General features: G+C 48.5%; 20 protein-coding genes. 10 read left to right on the top strand and 10 right to left on the bottom strand.

Annotated elements, in window-relative coordinates:
- Positions 1 to 815: 815 nt before the first annotated feature.
- Positions 816 to 1868: a tyrosine-type recombinase/integrase gene (locus NDA01_RS15230; RefSeq protein ID WP_348228594.1), complete on the bottom strand. Its 1053-nt coding sequence runs from the start codon at positions 1866 to 1868 to the stop codon at positions 816 to 818.
- A gap of 243 nt (positions 1869 to 2111) precedes the next feature.
- Positions 2112 to 2843: a RadC family protein gene (gene radC, locus NDA01_RS15235; protein ID WP_190432456.1), complete on the bottom strand. Its 732-nt coding sequence runs from the start codon at positions 2841 to 2843 to the stop codon at positions 2112 to 2114.
- A 318-nt stretch (positions 2844 to 3161) separates the two neighbouring features.
- Here radC and NDA01_RS15240 point away from each other — a divergent pair, with 318 nt between their 5' ends.
- Positions 3162 to 3692 carry a deaminase gene (locus NDA01_RS15240; RefSeq protein WP_199295892.1) on the top strand — a complete coding sequence of 177 codons (531 nt, stop codon included), beginning with the start codon at positions 3162 to 3164 and terminating at the stop codon, positions 3690 to 3692.
- 130 nt (positions 3693 to 3822) lie between these two features.
- Positions 3823 to 3975 carry a hypothetical protein gene (locus NDA01_RS15245; protein ID WP_190432454.1) on the top strand — a complete coding sequence of 51 codons (153 nt, stop codon included), beginning with the start codon at positions 3823 to 3825 and terminating at the stop codon, positions 3973 to 3975.
- A 17-nt stretch (positions 3976 to 3992) separates the two neighbouring features.
- Here the strand turns inward: NDA01_RS15245 and NDA01_RS31925 are convergent, their stop codons facing one another.
- Together NDA01_RS31925 and NDA01_RS31930 are read right to left on the bottom strand one after the other, a co-directional pair.
- On the bottom strand, positions 3993 to 4211 hold the full coding sequence (locus tag NDA01_RS31925) for a hypothetical protein (RefSeq protein ID WP_431193415.1): 219 nt from the start codon (positions 4209 to 4211) through the stop codon (positions 3993 to 3995).
- A 69-nt stretch (positions 4212 to 4280) separates the two neighbouring features.
- On the bottom strand, positions 4281 to 4442 hold the full coding sequence (locus tag NDA01_RS31930; protein ID WP_431193416.1) for a hypothetical protein: 162 nt from the start codon (positions 4440 to 4442) through the stop codon (positions 4281 to 4283).
- A gap of 83 nt (positions 4443 to 4525) precedes the next feature.
- Here NDA01_RS31930 and NDA01_RS15255 point away from each other — a divergent pair, with 83 nt between their 5' ends.
- Entirely contained in the window at positions 4526 to 5410 is an 885-nt protein-coding gene (locus NDA01_RS15255; protein WP_190432449.1) for a M48 family metalloprotease, read from the top strand.
- 269 nt (positions 5411 to 5679) lie between these two features.
- On the opposite strand, the gene NDA01_RS15260 is transcribed toward NDA01_RS15255, so the two are convergent.
- Entirely contained in the window at positions 5680 to 5892 is a 213-nt protein-coding gene (locus NDA01_RS15260) for a hypothetical protein (RefSeq protein WP_190557375.1), read from the bottom strand.
- A gap of 207 nt (positions 5893 to 6099) precedes the next feature.
- On the opposite strand from NDA01_RS15260, the gene rbsK reads away from it, so the two are divergent.
- The gene (gene rbsK / locus NDA01_RS15265) at positions 6100 to 7032 is read left to right on the top strand and encodes a ribokinase (RefSeq protein WP_348228595.1); all 933 of its coding nucleotides are present in this window, start codon (positions 6100 to 6102) and stop codon (positions 7030 to 7032) included.
- A gap of 185 nt (positions 7033 to 7217) precedes the next feature.
- Positions 7218 to 7823 (top strand): CAP domain-containing protein, encoded by a 606-nt coding sequence (locus NDA01_RS15270; protein ID WP_348228596.1) that lies wholly within the window; start codon positions 7218 to 7220, stop codon positions 7821 to 7823.
- A 19-nt stretch (positions 7824 to 7842) separates the two neighbouring features.
- On the opposite strand, the gene NDA01_RS15275 is transcribed toward NDA01_RS15270, so the two are convergent.
- From NDA01_RS15275 to NDA01_RS15285, 3 genes are all read right to left on the bottom strand, one after another.
- Positions 7843 to 8130, bottom strand: coding sequence for a DUF1816 domain-containing protein (locus NDA01_RS15275; RefSeq protein WP_190557371.1), 288 nt, complete (start codon positions 8128 to 8130; stop codon positions 7843 to 7845).
- A gap of 532 nt (positions 8131 to 8662) precedes the next feature.
- Entirely contained in the window at positions 8663 to 11347 is a 2685-nt protein-coding gene (locus NDA01_RS15280) for a bifunctional diguanylate cyclase/phosphodiesterase (RefSeq protein ID WP_348228597.1), read from the bottom strand.
- Positions 11348 to 11733: 386 nt separating this feature from the next.
- A complete protein-coding gene (locus tag NDA01_RS15285; RefSeq protein ID WP_348228598.1) occupies positions 11734 to 13830 on the bottom strand; it encodes a M3 family metallopeptidase in 2097 nt (698 codons plus the stop codon).
- A 295-nt stretch (positions 13831 to 14125) separates the two neighbouring features.
- Here NDA01_RS15285 and NDA01_RS15290 point away from each other — a divergent pair, with 295 nt between their 5' ends.
- Both NDA01_RS15290 and NDA01_RS15295 read left to right on the top strand, forming a co-directional pair.
- On the top strand, positions 14126 to 14488 hold the full coding sequence (locus NDA01_RS15290; protein WP_348228599.1) for a hypothetical protein: 363 nt from the start codon (positions 14126 to 14128) through the stop codon (positions 14486 to 14488).
- 32 nt (positions 14489 to 14520) lie between these two features.
- Positions 14521 to 14874 carry a hypothetical protein gene (locus NDA01_RS15295; protein WP_348228600.1) on the top strand — a complete coding sequence of 118 codons (354 nt, stop codon included), beginning with the start codon at positions 14521 to 14523 and terminating at the stop codon, positions 14872 to 14874.
- 83 nt (positions 14875 to 14957) lie between these two features.
- Here NDA01_RS15295 and NDA01_RS15300 read toward each other — a convergent pair whose 3' ends face one another.
- A complete protein-coding gene (locus tag NDA01_RS15300; RefSeq protein ID WP_348228601.1) occupies positions 14958 to 16343 on the bottom strand; it encodes an aminopeptidase P family protein in 1386 nt (461 codons plus the stop codon).
- An 18-nt stretch (positions 16344 to 16361) separates the two neighbouring features.
- The gene (locus NDA01_RS15305; RefSeq protein ID WP_190432438.1) at positions 16362 to 16976 is read right to left on the bottom strand and encodes a TetR/AcrR family transcriptional regulator; all 615 of its coding nucleotides are present in this window, start codon (positions 16974 to 16976) and stop codon (positions 16362 to 16364) included.
- A 464-nt stretch (positions 16977 to 17440) separates the two neighbouring features.
- Here NDA01_RS15305 and NDA01_RS15310 point away from each other — a divergent pair, with 464 nt between their 5' ends.
- The 3 genes from NDA01_RS15310 (at position 17441) to NDA01_RS15320 (ending at position 19943) form a co-directional block, all read left to right on the top strand.
- Positions 17441 to 17887, top strand: a complete 447-nt coding sequence (locus NDA01_RS15310) for an Hsp20/alpha crystallin family protein (protein WP_348228602.1) — start codon at positions 17441 to 17443, stop codon at positions 17885 to 17887.
- Between the two features lie 408 nt (positions 17888 to 18295).
- Positions 18296 to 18832, top strand: a complete 537-nt coding sequence (locus NDA01_RS15315; protein ID WP_348228603.1) for a phycobiliprotein lyase — start codon at positions 18296 to 18298, stop codon at positions 18830 to 18832.
- A 370-nt stretch (positions 18833 to 19202) separates the two neighbouring features.
- Positions 19203 to 19943 (top strand): DUF8692 domain-containing protein, encoded by a 741-nt coding sequence (locus NDA01_RS15320; RefSeq protein WP_348228604.1) that lies wholly within the window; start codon positions 19203 to 19205, stop codon positions 19941 to 19943.
- Positions 19944 to 19963 lie beyond the last annotated feature (20 nt).

Consider the following 19963-nt stretch of genomic DNA (forward strand, 5'->3'; position numbering starts at 1 on the left):
GTAAGAGATCTCTGCTCAGTGCTCTGGTCAAATTTTGTTTTACAAGCAACCCATAGTTACCATGTTGAGCGCTGTATTAACCTTTATTTTCGAAGGTAACTAAAGCGTTTAAGGTAAGCTCAACTGTGTTGCTATCTAAGCAAGTTTGAAACTTCGCAACACTTAATCTTGTCTCAAGCTTTTTGCTAGCGGCTGACTGTAGTCGTGTACTCAATTAGCGATTTCTTGTTGTAGCACTACACGCCAAGATAGGTTGGCAAGCTAGATAGGTGATGTTAGGGGTGGCTAAGGGAATGATTCACAAACCCAAAAGATAAACAAACTAAACACCGTATTCGCCCACACTTATCCCATAGCAAAGTTAACAGTCTAGCTACCGTTACTTGATGCAGAAACTATCTGCCTCTCTTGAAAATTGGCTGTAACTCGCTTTCAGTCCTTGGCCTATTCTTTTGTCCCTGCTCCCTCGACAAAAACCAAGGGAATAGGGTGAAATTTATAAGACTTGGTTGCTAACCGCTCTACACGGTTGTTTGCCATCCTTACTTATCTCTGTAGATCTGACAAGTAAAAATGAGTAAAACGAACACAGCAACCCTACGCCTGTCCGATTGGCTATCTGTAATGCTTTCTCGCGGCTTGTTCAGATCCTATTATGCTTACCGAGTGGCTAGGCTTGTTCTCGGCTTGCTGTATTTATTTAAGACTTACACTGTAATACCGATAACCAGGAATAAGGCTAGACCAAACAATTTCTTAATAATTCTTGATGAGCTTTGCGACTAGTACCTCCCAATGTCTTAAGACTGCGTAACCTAAAACAATTCTGGAATCTCTACCTTATTGATCACGCCTGCGTAATGGTCAAACATTGTCTTAACGTCATGGCCTGTGACTTTTGCCACTGAAACGGGATTCATACCAGCCTCTAAGCAGTGCGAAATAAAAGTGTGTCTGGTCGTGTATGGAGTCCTATATTCAATGTCTAGCCTAGACAGGATTGCTTTCCAACAACGCTGACTAAAGTTGTGGTCGTCGATGGCTAATCCTTTAGGACTTGTAAACACCAGCTCATTAGGCTGAGTATCCACAGCTTTTCTAGCTAGCAGCATAGTTTTCAAGGTATTTTTGCAGGGGATCACCCTAGACTTGTTGGTTTTAGTAGTTTTGCGCTCCCTTTTTGAGCTAGAGCCACGACAACGCCCTAGAGACTCGTATACTGCAATTTCATCTCTAGCAAAATCAACGTCTTGCCATCGAACACCAATCGCTTCAGAAGTCCTACAGCCTGTCAGAAAGAGGAAGTAAACGTAGTCGTGATAGTGGCTGTAATAACGATTAGTCTTAAACTCTGCCAAGATAGCTGCTACCTCGTCCTTACTGAAAGGCTTAGGCATTGGCTTAGCAGGCACTTTGACGTTGATGCCGCTGAAGCACTCCTTAGCGACTGCTTTGAGCGTATTTAGGTAACGCTGAATAGAGCTAGGTGCTATTTTGCGCTCGTTTTCGAGCCAATTGATAAACTGTTGAGCCTCTTTAACGCTCTTGATTGGCTTGCTGTAATGGGTGAGCAAAGCTAGTAAAGCCTTATCTGCATCGTTATATTTAGCTTTTAGGCGTGTTTCAAGGCTTCTTGCTAAGTTAGGAGCACTTGTTAACTCTTCCCTAGCTTGAGGCTTGTACTTGACTAAGGTGGCATCAAAATTTCCACTTAAGCAATCCAGATAAATTTGCCTAGCTAGCTGTTCCGCCGCCTTGACCGCTGCTTTGTCGTAGGAATTGCCTTGCGTAATACTGTACGGCTTGCCTTGATAGCTGAAGCGAATTAGGCAACGTCCGTTGTTATCTCTGACTTTTATTTCCCTCATGCCTCTTGCGCTGCTTTATGCAGGTTTTATGCAAGATGCCGAGGTTTGAAGCTACTTTACTGAAGAATTTAATGACTAAGTGCTATGGCAAAAGCTTTGCGGCGAAGGGATTTCAGCGTTTTAGCGTAATTTTCCTTACAAATCCCCCTTCCGTGTGAAGGAAGTGCGCTACCACTGTGCTAATCGCCCGCGGACTCCTAATTTAGCACAGGCAGGGGGTAGGAACAATAAGAGCGGTAAGAATTAAATGCCTTGCGGGTATTCGTCCCAAAGCGCTGTGGTCTGTCGAAGGCTACGGTGGTCGCCATTGCCAATGATTAAGTGATCTAGCAAAGGAATCGCTAAGAACTGTGCTCCCATCAGCAGTTGGCGAGTCAAAGTAATATCCTCTGTGCTGGGTTCGGTGCTACCCGAAGGATGGTTATGAGCCACAATTACGCGAGTTGCACCTTGGCGAATCACTTCGCGAAAAATATCTCTAGGGTGGGCTAAAGTTTCGGTGGCAGTGCCTATGGTGATTACCTGTGTCCCCAGCAAGCGATGCTTCACATCGAGAAGCAACACTGCAAAGCGTTCTTGGTGCTGCCACATCAATTCGTGGCTGAGGGCAGCGGCAGCAGATTCAGGACTGTCGATCACGGTGCGCTCCGCAGGGCGAGATTGAAAGGCTCGCTTGCCTAACTCGATCGCGGCCAAAATTGTGGTTGCCTTGGCTGGACCAATGCCAGAGATTTTGGTCAGATCCAGCGCATTCACATCGCGCAGCACTTCCAGGGGGTCACGCTGATGCTGGCTGAGTTCTTGCAAAATGTATTGTCCTAAGCCGATCGCTGATAACTTTCCTGGCCCCTGCCCTGTCCCCAGCAAAATGGCTAACAATTCCGCTGTAGATAAACCCTTAGCCCCTTGGATCAGGAGTCGCTCGCGCGGGCGTTCATTCGTGGGTAAATCGGCAACCCTGAGGCAGTAGGTCATAGAAACGTTTGCACCCTCAACCATTATCTTCCCAGTTATCCCGATTCAGGCAGCTCAACTTACATAGGAGGGTGACCGAGGAGAGGTCAAAAATACGCTAAGTGTTAGCTAGTGGCTACTCAGCCCTTGGTGCCTAATTAGCCTGTCTATCAATCTTGAGACTGAAAACACTCTGGTTAGGAACTTCCGCCTAGAGACCGAAGTGCTTTCATGGCAACTAGGTTTGAGTAAAAGAAGCGCGATCGCTACTTCATCGCTATTTAGCTATCTATCGCCATTTTTATCTCTACTTGATTAAACCGACTTAGGAGCCTGTCAGTGACCACTCAATATTCGATGCCACCAGAGGAGTTAAAGTCAGCCAATCTGCACGCTCCCACAGATCTAGATGAACAGATGATCGATAAGGTCTTGGAAGAAGCCAACCGAGCGATCGATCAAGGCAAGGCAGGGGTAGGAGCCTTGATTTTATGGCGGGGTGAAATTCTGGCTTTAGGACACAACACATTTGAAGAGACCGGCGACATGACCGCTCATGGTGAGATGACGGTGCTACGCCAAGCTGCTAGACGCTTAAGCCAAATGAGCGCAGAGGAAAAAGCAGACCTGAGCATCTACGTCACCTTAGAGCCTTGTTTGATGTGCTTGTCAGCTATTTCGTTTGTGGGAATTAAGCGCGTGGTTTATTCTGCCTTAGCGGAGGATGCCAATGAGGAACAGTGGGTAGCACATGGCATCAGCATTGATAAGCTCAACTCTTCGCTGGTCAGGGGTCCCTTAGAGTTGGTGGCTGGAGTCAAGCGAGAAGCTGGCAAAGCTATATTGGCTCGAATGCACAAACGTTCTTAGACTATGTGGCTTCTACCTAAGACATAGCAACATGGACATAAAAAGAGTTTTATAACTTCCGCAATCTGACTCAGGCAACATCTGGTAAATTTGGGCATGCTAGGACAAGAAGCGATCGGGAGCTTTTAGCATGTCTATCGTGCCCAATAGTATTAGCCGCAAGGACCTACTACAGCTGTGGGTTGAGACGCTTTCTGGTTTAACTCCAGAACAGAAAACGATTGTATTGGATGCTTTTACCCAACTCCATCGAGTGGCAGCCTTTGATAGCCAGCTCAATTGATGAAAGTATGTGATGGCTTAATACCCCTGAACTGCAACCAGCATGTGATAGGCAATTAACAGTTGAGTTAGCGCTAAGGGGTTACTTCGTAACATTTCTCCTGTTGTCCCTCCAATCTTGCCCAACTTAGGGTTAACGTCTCGATTGCAGACATGCCGAAAATGAGGCATTTCGTGACACAGAATTTTTTCTAAATCATAGACCTGTGCTTGCGTGGCCTGCGACTTGAAGCACATCGACAGGTCTTCCCATATCGCGATCGAGTTCTAAGCTGATCGCAGGGGTGGGATCAGGATTCCGTTGATTCAAAATCTGGTTTGGTCTTCTGTATAGCCACGCTTGTAGGTGTCGCGGTTAATCTTCCACTGCGATCGCAATGCCTCTAGTGGTACTAGGTAAACTTTGACATTGAAGCAATCGCATAGTGGCGCAGTACCGTACTGCCGGAAGAGGCAGGTTTCTCTCACTTGATAGAGACTGAAAGGGACAAAAATTTGACACCTTAAAAACAACTCTCAAGTAATTTTTTCAAAACGATTGGTAGAAAACTATGGTTGGGGCGAATCAAATCAAGACAGCAGCTCTACTGGGGTTGCTGAGCGGACTGATTGTTTTAGGCGCTTATTATCTGGTCGGTGATGAGCAAGGACTTTATTTAGGCTTAGGCATTGCCGCCTTTACCAGTTTTAGCTCTTGGTACTATTCCGATAAAGCTGCTCTGGCTGCCTATCAAGCACAGCCTTTAGCCCGTGAGGAAGCTCCAGAACTGTTCGACATGGTAGCTTCGCTAAGCGATCGCGCCGAGATCCCCATGCCGAAGTTGTTTCTGGTGCCAACTCAATCACCCAACGCTTTTGCGACAGGCCGTGATCCAGAGCATTCGGCGATCGCGGTGACCCAGGGCATTATTGACTTGCTCTCACGCGAAGAACTCGAAGGCGTCATTGCCCACGAACTGACTCACGTGCGTAACCGAGACACCCTGACTCAAGCCGTAGCAGGGACTCTGGCTGGAGCCATTACCTTTCTGGGTCGCATTCTCACGTTTGGTGCTTTGTACGGCCCTGTGACTCGTGACACTCGCCGGGGTGGCAACCCATTTGCCATTTTGTTCTTGATTATTTTGGCTCCATTGGCCGCAGGTCTAATTCAGTTCGCTATTTCTCGAACTAGAGAATTTGCTGCCGACCAAGGTTCAGCGGAAATTACTGGGAACCCAACGGCTTTAGCTAGCGCCTTAGAAAAGCTAGAAAAGATCGGTTTACAAATTCCCATGAACGGCAATCCTGCCCTATCTCCGCTGCTTATTATTAATCCCCTTTCAGCTCAAGGGTTACAGTCGCTTTTCCGCACTCACCCTCCAACCGAGGAGCGCATCAAGCGCCTGCTAGAACTGGCCCAACAAAAACAGCAAGCTGCTCCAGCCCTGGTTTAGTTCTTTACTCTGCGATAACTTGACCTGCAATCTAGCAAGCTCCTAAAAAAGTTCCCAAGCCCCATAATTAAAGCCACCGTCTTCAGGCAAGCGGTGGCATTGTTTTTTGGTCTTTTGGCACTTTTCCAACTTGATTGAGTGGTTGATTCTATCTCTAGATAGATAGCTGCCTGATGCTGACAAAGATAAATTTTTTATTAAATTCAAAGAAAGACAATTAGAAAAGTGCCTACTAACTAGAGCGATCGCCTAGTGAAACTCTGGATGAGTCAGTGGAGTGAGTGGGAGGAGTCGCTAGGATTGACCTCTGGGGGAAAGATGAATAGCTCTTTGCCCGATGATGAGGCTCTATGATGCAGTGCGATCGCCTCTGCCAAACGACAAAACATGATTGGAATCCATCTGCCGCTATAAAAGTAGACAACAACTTGACTGGCTGTGTACTCTTCCAACGGGAGCGGACTTCGCCAAGGGGAAATCACACTAAAAACCACCTCCAAAGCGATAACGTTTTCATCTTGGACTAAAGAAATAATTTTTGTCGCCTATCCCAGGGACTACGTTGCTGGCTCCTAGAATTCAATTAGCAGTGGTTTACTGGGCATAACTACGGCAGACCACAGCCGCAGTAGGCAGCGTTCATAGAGTCATGACAATCGGGTTGATGGTTTGGGCACGAGGGAGCAACCATGACACAAACAACGACTTGGGACATTGTGGTTGTGGGGAGCGCCAACAGTGACTACTTGATTCGAGGCCCTAAACTCCCCCTACCTGGCGAAACAATTCAAGGCGAAACTTTTCTAGCTGCACCCGGCGGCAAGGGAGCCAATCAAGCTGTAGCGGTGGCACGTTTAGGCGCTCGTGTTGCTTTCGTGGCCCGCATTGGCAAAGATGAGCAGGGCCAGGCGTTGATGGCTAATCTACAAGCTCAGGGCGTTGACACAAGCTATGTGGTGCAAGATGAGCAAGCTGCTACTGGAGTAGCGCTGATTATGGTGGGGCAGGGCGGCGAAAAGCAGATTTTGACCGCGCCTGGAGCGAATCATCAGTTAGCAGTTGCGGATGTAGAAGCAGCCCAAGCCGCGATCGCCTCGACTAAGGTTGTCCTGGCCCAACTAGAAGCTCCTTTAGAGGTGGTGCAGGCAGCGTTTCGCTTAGGTCGGGAAGCAGGGGCACGGACAGTGCTTGATCCCGCTCCTGCGGTACCACTAGCCAACGAGCTGCTGCAAGCAGTTGATTTGATTCGCCCCAACTCCTCAGAGGCAGAAGTGATTACTGGCGTTAAAGTGACAGATCCAGATTCGGCACGTCAAGCGGCTGGTATCTTACTGCAACGAGGTGTGGGAGCCGTGGCAGTGCAAGCAGGCGATGCGGGGAATTTGCTGATTTGGCCCGAGGGAGAATGTTGGTTGCCCACAGTGCCTGTGCAGAGCATTGATGCGACGGGAGCAGGAGATGCTTTTGCAGCAGCGATCGCGGTTGCCCTAGCCGAGAATCAACCTTGGTCCGAGGCAGGGCGCTTTGCCAATGCCGCCGCAGCGATCGCCACGACCGGGTTTGGGGCGCAAACGGCTTTGCCGACTAGGAGCGCCATTATGAACCTGCTGGCAACCACCTAGACCGAATCTCCTTCTGGGGATAGGTGAGCCAAAACGAAAACCTCAACAAATTTGAAGTTAGCCGCATTCCGCTCCCAGGCTGGGAGCCGCCTTACAGCAGGGGCAGGGATTGGCGCGTAATCTTTGCACTGTTTCTCCAAGAACTGATGAGTAAGCTGCTGGAACATACTGAATGGCATAGGCCAATGGTCATTAACAAATTACCTATCTGGCTCATGGGTGGGGCGATCGCCCTGAACTTGATGGGCTGCGAGTCGCTGAATCAAGTACTTCCCAACTTGCCATTGCCCTCTAGTTTTCCGACTCAGTTACCTACAGCTTCCTCTGCGTCTCCGTCCCCCGATTCTCAATCTGCCACGGTTCAGTCGCCTGCGATCGCGGAGATGGAGGCAACAGTACGGCAACGCATTAATGAAATTCGGCAGGAACAGGGGTTAAAACCGCTCCAAAGCAATGACCGTTTGGCTCAGGTCGCTCGCGATTACAGTCGCCTCATGGCCGAGAAAAACTTTTTTAGCCACACTGGACCCGATGGCCGCAATGTTGGGCAACGAGTTCAAGCCGCAGGCATTATTTATTGGATCGTGGGTGAGAACTTATTTAAGAGCGTCAATATTCCCAACCCTGGACCTGTGGCTGTTAAAGGGTGGATGGAAAGCCCGAGCCACCGAGAAAACATCCTCACTGCCCCATATAGCGAGACAGGGGTGGGAGTTTGGCAGCAGGGAGACAGCTACTACTTCACGCAATTGTTTTTGCGTCCACCCAGTCTGCCTGCGCTGTTCGAGTAGGCGGTGAGTAGGCGATCGCCTAGCTATAAGTCAACTGTTCTTCTTCCACAATCGTCAGTTCTTTAGGCTGGCACCATTTCACCTGGACTGCAATGACCTTACTGCCTTCTCCCTCTAGATCTTCCACATACCCAGATTGAGCGTGATTGGCTTCTTCAACATTGCTGAAAGGACCAAAGTAATATGTGCCTTTAGGCTGGGAGGTAACAATCTCGACCCACCAAGCAGAATCTTTCTGAACTTGCTTGCGACTAAGCAGCAAGAAGAGCACCACGCAAAAAACGAAAAACACAAAGAATCCAAACATAATTTAAATAGCTCAATAAAAACTTTTCAACAATCAAACAACTGATTTGTGACCACCCCATTGATTCTGAGACAGCTCAAAATTTGGGTCTGCAATTGATTGGAATAGAAAATCTTGCTTCAGTTAATGAATTCCATGATTCATTTACAACTGTTGTAGACTGGTCTGGGTTAAAGGCATGACTGCAAGCTGAATAGCATTGATGAGCATGTAATTCAGTTTCGGTTCAGGTCCTCAGGCCAGGAGTTGTTTTAGGATAGGCCGGGCTCTTGCTGACATTAATCATTCTTGAGGATGGATTTAACTCCAAACAGTCAACAACGTTACGTATTTCTCAGGACCGAATCTTAGCAGGCTACGATCGCTATTTAGTTCAAGTTCTAAGAGCTGCCTTTGTTGAATTAAGCATCTTTTTGGGTTTAATCTTCAAAATTTTAGATTGATTTTGATCCCATCTCAGTAGCAAGCAAAACAGTGACCTGTAAAATTTGATAGTCCATAGCGCCAGCGATCGCGAACCCCCGCTCATTAGTTATGCCTCTGAGGTGGGATCGGTAGAAAAAGGCCGAGGGTGGGCGATGCCGTAACCTTGAGCGTAGTCTACTCCCAGCGCTTTAATCACCTCAAAGATGCGATCGTTTTCAACAAACTCAGCAATAGTTTGTAAGCCCATGACGTGTCCCACTTGGTTGATGGCTTCTGTCATAGCCATGTCCGTTGGGTCTTCTAGAATATCTTTAATAAAGTTGCCATCAATCTTAAGGTAGTCTACGGGCAAGCTCTTCAGGTAGGCAAATGAAGACATACCAGAACCAAAATCATCAAGCGCAAAGCGGCACCCTAACTGCTTCAGTTCGCGCATCAATTGGATTGCCTTGTTCAAGTTGGCGATCGCTACTGTTTCTGTAATTTCAAAACAGATGACTTGAGGTGGAACCTGATGCAGCGCAAATTGCTCATGAAGAAAATCGATGAATTGATCGTCATTGATACTCGCCCCTGAGAGGTTAATTGCATAAAGGCAGCGATCGGGAGCAGATTGGCAACGCTGCCAAGCGGCACGGTAATGTTGCCCTTGAGCCGCAAACAACGTGCGAATCACCCAGCGATCGATTAAGTGCATCAAGTTATAGCGTTCCGCAGCTGGCAGAAATGCCATTGGCGGCACTACTTTACCGGTCTCATCCCGGAGCCGCAGCAAAACCTCGTAGTGCTCTTCCTGAAGCTGGGCCTGCTGAGTTGCCACAATCGGCTGGTAATAAAGGCAGAAACGGTCTTCCTCTAAAGCCTGAGTAATGCGGACCGCCCACTGCATTTCTCCCTGCTGTTTTGCCAACTCCATATCGTCGGCTTGGTAAAGGTGAACGCGGTTACGACCTCGGCTTTTGGCGGCGTAGCAAGCAGCATCAGCCGCACTAAGAACGCTATTGAGATCGGCTTCTTTCTGGTCGATCATGGTCAAACCGATGCTCACCCCCAAGCTAAAGGTTTGCCCTTGCCAGAGAAACCGGAACTCTTGCAAACTCCAACGCAAGGCATTAGCAATCTTGAGCGCTTGGTCGAGTTGACAGTTATACAGGAGCAGACCAAATTCATCTCCGCCTAACCGCGCTAAGATATCGGTCGATCGCACTTGAGCTTGTAGGGTCGCTGCAATCTGGCGCAGTAACTCATCTCCAGCTCGGTGACCACAAGTATCATTAATGATTTTGAACTGATCCAAATCGAGGTAACACAGGTAATGTTGTTGGCTTTGCGTCGAGACACTGGTAATGGCTTGCTCTAGACACCGCTCAAATTCTCGGCGGTTGGCGAGTCCAGTTAAGGCATCATGGCTGGCCTGCCAAGCTAGACGTTGTTCACTCTCGCGCAAGGCATCCTCAGCCTGCTTACGCTCAGTGATATCTCGCACCACCATACAAAAAGCTTCTCTACCCGCATAGGCAATCAAGTTGGCATTCACCTCTACATGCACCAGACCGCCCCAGCGATCGCAGTACTGTTGCTGGCTAGCGAGATGGGTTTCTCCTTGCAGCAAAGGCTGCATGGCTTGGTCTAGCGCCGCGCGCTCTAGAACAGCAACATCATAAAGGGTGAGTTCTAGGAGTTGCGAAACGCTGTAGCCTAACAGTTGCAAAAAGGACGCATTAGCTTCCAAAAACTGTTTTGTCTGAGCATCAATCAGAAAAATCCCTTCTGACGCTTGAGTCACCACCGCTCGATAGCGAGCCTCCCGTTCTTGGCACTCATGCTGAAACAAAATTAGCTTTTCTAACAACAGTTGAGTAATAGCTCCGAAAACCAGACCAATCACCACCAAGAAGATAACTAAGTAAAACAGAGGCCGATGCCCCTGTTCATAAATGCTGCGAGTTAACTCAACTCGCACGAGTAAGGCAGGCTGGTCATAAATATCGTTCACCAACGCATAGCCCGCCACCTTTTCCTGGTTCAGAGGGCGCACTAGCGACGGGTTCTTAAGAGATAAAGCGGCTCGTGCCGAAGCAAAATCAGATGGGAGTTGGGCCGAGTCAATCCGATGAATCGTGATCGGATAGCCCGTGATCTGGGTGAATTGGTTCACCTTGGCTAGATCTAAATAGCGCCCAAAGATGACCGTCCCCCGTCTAGGCCCTTTTCCATTACTAGGCAAAATTGGTTGAGCCGTCACTAGCATTGGTCCATTGGGCAATAAGACCAGCCCTTGACGATACTCACCTGGTGGCAAAGCTTGTAGGAGTGCACTTCCAGGAAATAGCTGTTGCTGTAGTGCGAGGGGTAGCAAGGTTTTTTGCTGCTTGCCTATATCAAAGCCTGTCGCGTAAACAATGTGATTGGCTGTGTTGACGAAAGCAACTGCATTGACTTTCAAAGCTGAGAGCTGCTCTGCAATTAGATTGGCTTTGATGTATTGCGGATTAGCATCTTCTACAAACCTATAGGTGTCATCCCAAGCAGACCAATCTGTAAACCGACCGCTAAAGTCATTTTCAGTCCCAGCAATGGTATCGAGGACACCATGCAAAGCTAAGCGAGTATCTTGTTCTTCTGCTTTACGCAAGCTACTCATCAAGACAGTGGATGAGGCGGCATACAAGACAGTTAGCAAACTAGTGAGCGTCAAGCTAACCGCCAACAGAGTTTTTCGCCGCAAAGCCGCTGTTTGTTGCTTGGAAGCAGAAAGCTGGTGGCTCTCCTTCCACCATTTGGGCTGCATGTTTGACCAAAGGCTGGGCTTACCAGAGGAAGTTGGCAGGGCCATTTTAATACTTGAGGTTTTCGGAGATTGATTATCAAGAGCTTGACTTACCAAGGTTGCCCACCTTCTGCCACTGCTAAGTTTTGTCGCTCAGCCAGTCTGGATTACAGATCTCGCTTGCTTTAGCTCTAGTCTCATCTGAAAGATCGATGGCTGAGACGGTGAAATTAGCTGAATTTCGATCGGCTGTTTGACGGTTTTTCGATTAGATATTCCGGTAAATACGGAGAAGAGGGGCATCTAACCTATAGATACCCCTCTTCGATTCAAGAGAAACAATAGACTGCTAGCAGCATCAAAAAATCTAAAAAATTTGATTTGCCAGAAGTTTAACTAGATTTAGACTACGCCGCCACTAAACCACTATGACGGAGGAGTGGCTCGGTGTTGGGTTCCCGACCCCGGAAGGCTTTGAAGACTTCCATCGGGTGTTGGCTGCCACCCAGGGCTAGGACAGTTTCCCGGAAGCGCTTGCCTGTATCTGCGATCGCCTCTGAGTTCTCTAATCCTGCTTCTTCAAAAGCTGCAAAAGCATCGGCGCTAAGGACTTCCGCCCACTTGTAGCTGTAGTATCCAGCCGCATATCCGCCTGCAAAGATGTGACCAAACGCGCAGAGGAAGTCATCTTCGGGGAGCGGTGGCATCACGGTTGTAGTCTCAGCGAGACGTTGACGCACATCTTGCACCGTTTCGCTGCCACCCGGTTGATAGTGGGCGTGGAGGACAAGGTCGAGCAAGCTGAAGTGGAGTTGCCGCAACATGCTGCTACCGCTCATGTAGTTACGCGCTGACACAAGCTTGTCGTAGTAATGCTCTGGCAGGGTTTCGCCCGTTTCGTAGTGCTTCGCCATGCTGAATAAAGTGGCGCGATCGTAGCACCAATTCTCCATGAACTGGCTGGGCAACTCCACAGCATCCCATTCGATGTTGCGAATGCCAGCGGCTCCAGAGTGATCGACTTTGGTCAGCATGTGCTGGAGACCGTGACCGAACTCATGGAACAGCGTTTCCACTTCGCGGAAGTTCATCAGGCTAGGCTTGCCATCAATGGGAGGCGTTTGGTTGCACACCAAGTAAGCCACAGGCAGACGAGTGCTGGCTTTCCCTTCCACACTCAGCTTGGCCCGATTGACGCAATCATCCATCCAGGCACCGCCACGCTTCTCAGCAGGACGGCTGTAGGCATCGAGGTAGAAGTACGCGATCGCCTCTCCCGACTCATCCGAAATTTGGAAGTAACGCACGTCTTCGTGCCACACCGGAGCCTGACCATCGGCAGCGGTGATGGTGACGCCGAATAGACGCTTGGCGAGACCAAACAAACCATCTAGAACTTGGGGCAAAGGGAAGTAAGGGCGCAGTTCTTCGTCGTTGAAGGCAAATTTTTCTTCCCGCTGACGCTCAGCCCAATAGCTCACATCCCAATGCTTCAGCTCGCCGGATTCTCCTTTGGAGGCAGCATAAGCTTTCAGGTCAGCCAAATCTTTAACCGCGGCATCGTAGCTCACTTGACGCAGTTCTTCCATCAACTGCTCCACCGCCGCCACGTTGGGAGCCATCTTGCTGGCTAAGCTGAGTTCAGCATAGTTATCAAAGCCGAGCAGTTGGGCTTGCTCTTTCCGTAAGGTCAGGATGCGATCGATCAGTGGTTTATTGTCGAGGTCACCCTCTGAAGCGCGGCTGACGAAGGCTTTATAGAGTTTTTCACGCAAATCGGAGCGAGTGCTGTGTTGCATGAAGGGGCCGTAGCTGGGGAAGTCGAGGGTGATCCGCCAAGGGCCATTTTCTGCGGTGGCATTTTCTTCTCCAGCGGCACGGGCAGCTTGGGCAGCCAGACTCAGCGAGCTAGGAGGTAACCCGTCCACTTCTTCCGGGGTGGTCAGCGTCATGCTGAAGGCTTTGGTGGCGTCCAACACGTGGTTAGAGAACTGAGTAGATAGCTCTGCCATTTCCATTTGAATGGCATTGAAGCGCTCTTTGGCTGCGCCTTCTAACCCGACACCAGACAGCTCCGCCTCCCGAATTGCAGCTTCGACGATCCGTTTTTGAGCAGGTTCTAAGTTAGTCCAAGCATCACTATCGCGCAGCGCTTTGAAGCCTTCATAGACAGGTTTGCTTTGACCAAGTTTGGTCCAAAACTGCACCACATGAGGCTGCATGGTTTCATGGGCTTCCCGCATCTCTGGGCTGTTTCTCACCCCCATCAGGTGCCCAACGATCCCCCAACTCCAACCCATGCGATCGCTCAAACGGTCGAGAGGTTCGACCAAGCTGCTCCAAGTCGGCTGCACATTCGCTTCTAGAGTCACCAGTTCTTGCTCTAGCTCTTGCAGCAGTTGGGTGATGGCTGGAACCACATGCTCTGGCTTGATGGCATCAAAGGGGGGAAGTCCTTTACCAATCAGCAAGGGGTTTTGGGTGAGGGTGGCACTTGCACTCATAGGTTGTCTTTTATTTCTTTGGCATTATCTATATACCCCTCACTGTAACGAATGCCTGACATAGACAACCAGTGCGGAAATCCCATCTGCGATCGCCCCTCCTCCAGTTAGAAAAGCGATCGCCTTCCAATCAGCAATCAAACTTTATGCTTGAAACGTGCTTAGAAGCTTTTATACTTGTCCGAAATCACAGAAGTCAGTATAGAAGTTGTTTAGGGTTGAGATCGCCTTGCTCAGCCCTTACTAAGGGGGAAGTTTAGGTATTCACCTCTCCACCCATTCCAGAAATTCACTCATGCAATCTACTGTTACAAAAAACACCTTAACGGCATTGTTGTGTCGCCCCATTATTCCGAGTATCAAAACCCTAGTAGGTGCATTGATACTAGTTGCAGCAACTGCCTTGCCCGTTTTAGCTTGTGGAGGTGGTTCTGAAGGTGCTGTGATTTTACTTGCATTTCCTCTAGGTGTTGCAGCGATTTTTTACGGGTTGCCTCTGCTGCTGAGCCTTCTGATTGAATCAGCAATCTTGCACTATCAGGAGTCAGTGGGGTGGCTCAAATCTTTTGGGTTATCTTTACTAGTCAATATTGGCGGGTTGATTGCCGTTGTATTTGGAACAGTAATATCCTTTGGGCCAGTGCCTTCGGTTTTATAACTTTGGCATTCCAAGGTGTCATATTAGGGCTAATGCTGACCACGTTTTGCCGCCGAACAGGATACTTTCTAGGGCTAACCAAAGGTTTGGGGCAAATAGGCGTTTATATCTTATTGCTTGGGATGAGCTACGGTAGTTTGGCTCTAGACCGCATTGTTGAGACTTCTAAAGAACCAGATGTGCTCTTACCACCCATTGCAGGTTTATTGCTAATTGGATTTTTGTTTAATCTGATTGTTGAAGGCTGGATTCTTTCGCTATTAATGCCAAAACTTCGTCCTCAACTCGCCTCTACGGTTGTTTCAATGAATGTCTGGTCCTACGGGATATTGCCTGCGTCAATGCTGCTCTCAAAATACCTTCAAGGAATGCCTCTGTTTAGCTAATTCCTTGATCCAAATCCCCACACATTTGATCATTGGGTGAGCCGAGCGCAGTTGATGACACTTCGATCGCCCGATCGCCCTGTTTATTCCCCTGTCACCAATTGTTCGATCGCATCTGCTTTTGTGGGAAGCGCTGCCGTTAACACCTCAGAAGCTGATTCCGTCACCAATACATCATCTTCAATTCGGATGCCGCGCACATCAGCGAACTGCGCCAAGCGATCCCAGTTCACCACATCTTTGTAGCGCGATCGCCGTTCGGGGTCATTGAGAATTGCAGGCACTTGATAGAAACCGGGTTCAATTGTCACCAGCATTCCCGGACGCAAGGGGCGATCGAGCCTGAGGTAACAGAGACCAAAGCGATCGCTGCGTGTTCTCCCTGCCTCATATCCTGCCAAGTCACCCAAATCTTCCATATCATGCACATCCAAGCCCAAGATGTGGCCCACACCGTGGGGGAAGAACAGTGCATGAGCATCCATCGCGACGAGATCTTCAGGTTTGCCGCGCAAAATACCTAAATCTAGTAGACCTGCAGCAATGATCAAGGCGGCGCTGAGGTGGATGTCGCGATACTCTACTCCGGGTTCTAGCTTGGCAATGCAAATATCGTGAGCTGCCAGAACCACCTCATAGAGGACTCGTTGCGTGGGTGAAAACTTACCGGAAACAGGCCAAGTGCGGGTGACATCTGCGGCCCAGCCGCTCGTCGTTTCTGCCCCCACATCTGCCAAGAGCAAATCTCCTGGCTTCAGAGCATGGTGATATTGCTCATTGTGCAGCACCTCACCCTGGACCGTGACAATGCTGTTGTAAGCACAGGTCATATTCTGCGCCACAAACACGCTTTCCATTGAAGCTCGGACTGCCGCTTCGGTTTTAGCACCGGGGGTGACTGCCATCCCCACACGATGGGCATTCACTGTTGCCACCGCTGCTTTCTTCAACTCCGCGATCGCCTCAGGATCATGAGTGAGGCGCAGAATTGCGATCGCCTGAGCTAGCGCCAAATCAATCCCCATGAGCTGATTGGCAGGAGGAAGCGATCGCTCCAGAATTTGCGCCTGTTGCTGGCGAGTGGCTGCATCTTGCACCGGAATTGTCGCCGCGCCAGTTGATCGCATCCCTAAATCGGCTAAGGGAACCGCAGCATCCGCACCAATGGCTGTAGCAATCTCGTCACGAGTCAGGGTGGAGCCGTGCCAGAGCGCGCTCGCAGGCGTACCTTCATCGATGAATAGTTCCAGCTTCCCTGCTTCTAGCCGAATCGCTGCGTTTTCCAGCGGTAAGCCTGCAAAGTAGAGAAAGTGGCTACTGGCCCGAAATGGGTACACGTTGGCGGGAAAGTTACGAGAACTGCGGCCACCAGACCACAGGACCACAGGGCCATCCAACAAAGCGGCTAAGCGCTGACGGCGATCGCGCAAGGCATTGGCAAGCGCTTCAGAATTGCTAGGAATTTGCATAACTAGACCGTAGCAGCTCTACTCTTTAACCAAAACCCCGTTGAGGAAAATATCGGCTAAACCTTCGGCCATTTCCTGCATAGCTTTGGGTGAAGCCTTCTCACCCATCACAGTATCTTGACTAAAACCCGCGATCGTAAACATGCCCAAGAAGATACGAGCTACTATTCTGGGATTCATGGGGCGATAAACACCGCGATCCATTGCAGTCTGGAAAAAGGCTTCCGCCACATCCGTCATCTTATCGACCACTTCTAACTGAATACGATCGCGCAAATCGGGGTGGAACTGCGCTTCCATAAAGCAAACCCGCAGCATGTCCATATTCTGGTGCAGGTTCAGCATCCGTCGTCGCATCACTTGGGCCACGGCCTTATAGCTGCCCATTTCGCTCAGCTCGGTCAGCAAATCCGTCAGGATCTCTATCCATCCCTGCGTGGCAACTTCAATCAAGATTGCCTTCTTATTGGAAAAGTGCCGAAACAGCGTCCCCTCTGCTACCCCCGCCGCTTGAGCTAGATCTCGCGTGGTCGTACCGTCGTAACCTTGGCGCGAGAATAATCGCTGAGCAGCTTGCAGAATCCGAGTTCGCGTTTCTGCTTCCGATTGGGGCGGTCGATTGCCAATTCGCATAAAGCTTAAAAAATGGGGATCATGCTGTTAAAGCAAGTATCGTTATTTTCTATCAAGTGAGCAATCAATCCGCAAAAGTTTCACATAACCTTACATAAGTTGTAACTTCGTGATTTATTGCTTGAACATTAACTCAGGATCACTACTAAATCTTAGTAAGGAAATCCTAAAAACCAGCGATCGCGAGTCATTCAAACACCTGCTTTTTTAAACATTTTCATTCGCCACAATACCCTTCGATTGACTACCAACAAAGTTGAAAGAATCTGCCTCTTGCAGTGCGGTAATTGCGATCACTTCTTGGGAAAGAACCGAACGACCTAAACTTTTTAACTCGCTATTTTGATACTTAGAGAGAGTTAGATGAACTAGCTAGAACCTCTACAGAGCAGAGCTTAACAAGGTTGAATCAATGAGCTAGTTGCAGTCTCGCTCCCCTGCATCAAGTATTGGAGGTAAGACATATGGCACTCGTACGTTGGGAACCCTTCCGCGAAGTTAATAGCTTACAACGAGAAATGAATCGGCTCTTCGATCGCCTAGCTAATGGAGATGAAGGAGATTTAACTAATATTAGAACTCCTTTTATCCCAGCCGCAGAAATCTATGAAACAGGTGACGCAATTCAACTCAAAGTTGAAATACCTGGGCTAGAAGCCCAAGATCTAGACGTACAAGTTTCTGCTGAGGCTGTTTCTATCCGAGGTGAGCGGAAATCTGAAACTAAAACGGAAGAAAAAGGCATGATTCGCTCGGAATTTCGTTATGGTCAATTCCAGCGTGTCATCCCCCTCCCCAACCGGGTTAAGAACGAGCAAGTAGAAGCAGAATTCAAGAATGGTGTTCTGACTTTAACCTTGCCCAAAGTTGATGGAGAGAAAAACAAAGTCGTTAAAGTCAACCTAGGCTAAACCTAGTATGTCAGGGCGAGAGGTCATCAAGTCCTCCATAGGCTACGGCATGACTTCACTCAGGCTCAATGCGATCGCCCTGACAACTCGATAAATTCACCTCAATCTCAAGGCCCAAAAATTTAATTTGTCAAGCCCGTAACAGTGGGCTTTTTTGTTGTGGATACAGAATAAGCAGGGCTATTGCTCTATCAAGCAGTCTATCAAGAGCAGGTTTTGCGATCGCTCCCTCACAGGATATAAAGCTTGTAATCTAGGTAAACTCTGGCTGGCAGCGGATGACAACAACCGAAGTGTCTTTCACCATAGGAGCATCAGTTACAAACTTGTTCACCTAGAAGGGCTATGATAAGTAATATTAAGAACAGTAAATAAATTTTACCGTACTTCGTAAGGGGACTGATTCCGGTGGCACCACTTCTACAGTTTGCAAAAACGACAGAGGAATCTTTGATCGCTGAGTTTTTCCGCAAATCGGAGGGTCAGTGGCGATCGGAACGGCGCTACTACACGCTTCCCGAAGGAGAGACGCAAGAAATGGTAAGCTTTATCACCATTCGCTTCTTAGAAGCAGGTTGCGATGAACTGGCACGCTTGGCAGCCTTGCATGAATTGAGTGATGCAGTCAGCCTTAGTTGCGGAGCCCACGTTACTTGGGAGAGCCGAGAGTCCGTCTCAGGCCGCAAGAAATCTAAAGGTTCAACGCTGTTTGGGGCCGCTGGCAATATTCTGTATCGCGATCGCGGTTTCGCCACAGTCAAACCTGTGAAAGCGGAATACCACTTCTCAACCCCTCAAACTCTTTGCCTCAAGACTGAATACGACGGTTCGATGTTTGAGGAAGAACTGAAGCTGGTGGGTGACAACTATCGCACTCGCCAAACCATCATTTCCCGTGCGGGCGAGCAGCAGATGATTGGTCAATATTTAGAAAAACGGATGTAGAATTTGCCGCTGAGCGTAAAAACCACGGCATAGAACAGTTAATCAACTCTTCTGCCACTTTGTATCTAGAGATAGAAGTAGGGGTACCTCTTTTTGCATAGAGGTACCTCTTTTTGTATAGAAACAGACTCTTAACTTGCAGTTAAACTTGGTTTAATCAGAGCTTAATCACTGTCGAGCTAGCTAATTCCCTTTGGAGCTGTATGGCAGGCTCAATCCAACGTCAAGGTGCCTCAACTGATTGACTGTTGAATTTACTCATGGACTCTAGGGCAGTTGTTTAGCCATTTTCTGACCTCACTGGTGGCTGAGTCGGGAAATTTGCCTGCGATCGCCTTCTGCAAGTTGTAGATCACACTATTAATTACTCATGTTCATTATTTCTCCCAAACGAGTTGCACTCCTTCTCACTGGTGTGATTGGGGTGTTGCTTTTAGCAAGTTTAGCGGGTAGCTTCTCTACTCACGTTTTAGGACATGGCAATTTATTTGGAATTGTCCGACTATTTAATGTTGATAAAGAGGGAAATATTCCTACTTGGTATGCCTCAATTTCTCTTCTGGCCTGCTCAGTTTTGTTAGCAATTATTGCTCAAGCCCAACCTAAAGAAACAACTCCTAATTCTAAAGATTGGAGCGCTCTATCTGCGGTTTTCTTATTTCTATCAATAGATGAAGCAGCGAGGCTGCATGAACTTTTAATTCTTCCCCTACGTACGAGTCTAGGCACAAGAGGGATTCTTTATTTTGCCTGGGTGATTCCCTATGGACTGCTCGTTGCTTTTTTAGGGCTAAGATTTTTGAAGTTTTTGATCCAACTTCCTACTAAAACACGACGCTCTTTTTTCTTAGCAGCATTTCTCTATTTGAGCGGTGCATTAGGTATGGAAATGATTGCTGGCCAATACACTACTTTTCACGGGCAAGATAACTTTACTTATGCACTACTAACAACGATTGAAGAGGCTTTAGAAATGTCAGGTGTACTCGTCTTTATCTATGCGCTCTTAGTTTATTTAAGACGTTATATTCAAGCGATAGAAATTAATATTAGAAACACGCCTTTGGAGCCTGTAATAGATACTTCTCCACAAGAACCACACAGTATTTAGCATGAGAGCGATCGCTAATT

It is taken from the genome of Trichocoleus desertorum AS-A10 (genome assembly GCF_039962155.1).
Taxonomy (GTDB): domain Bacteria; phylum Cyanobacteriota; class Cyanobacteriia; order FACHB-46; family FACHB-46; genus Trichocoleus.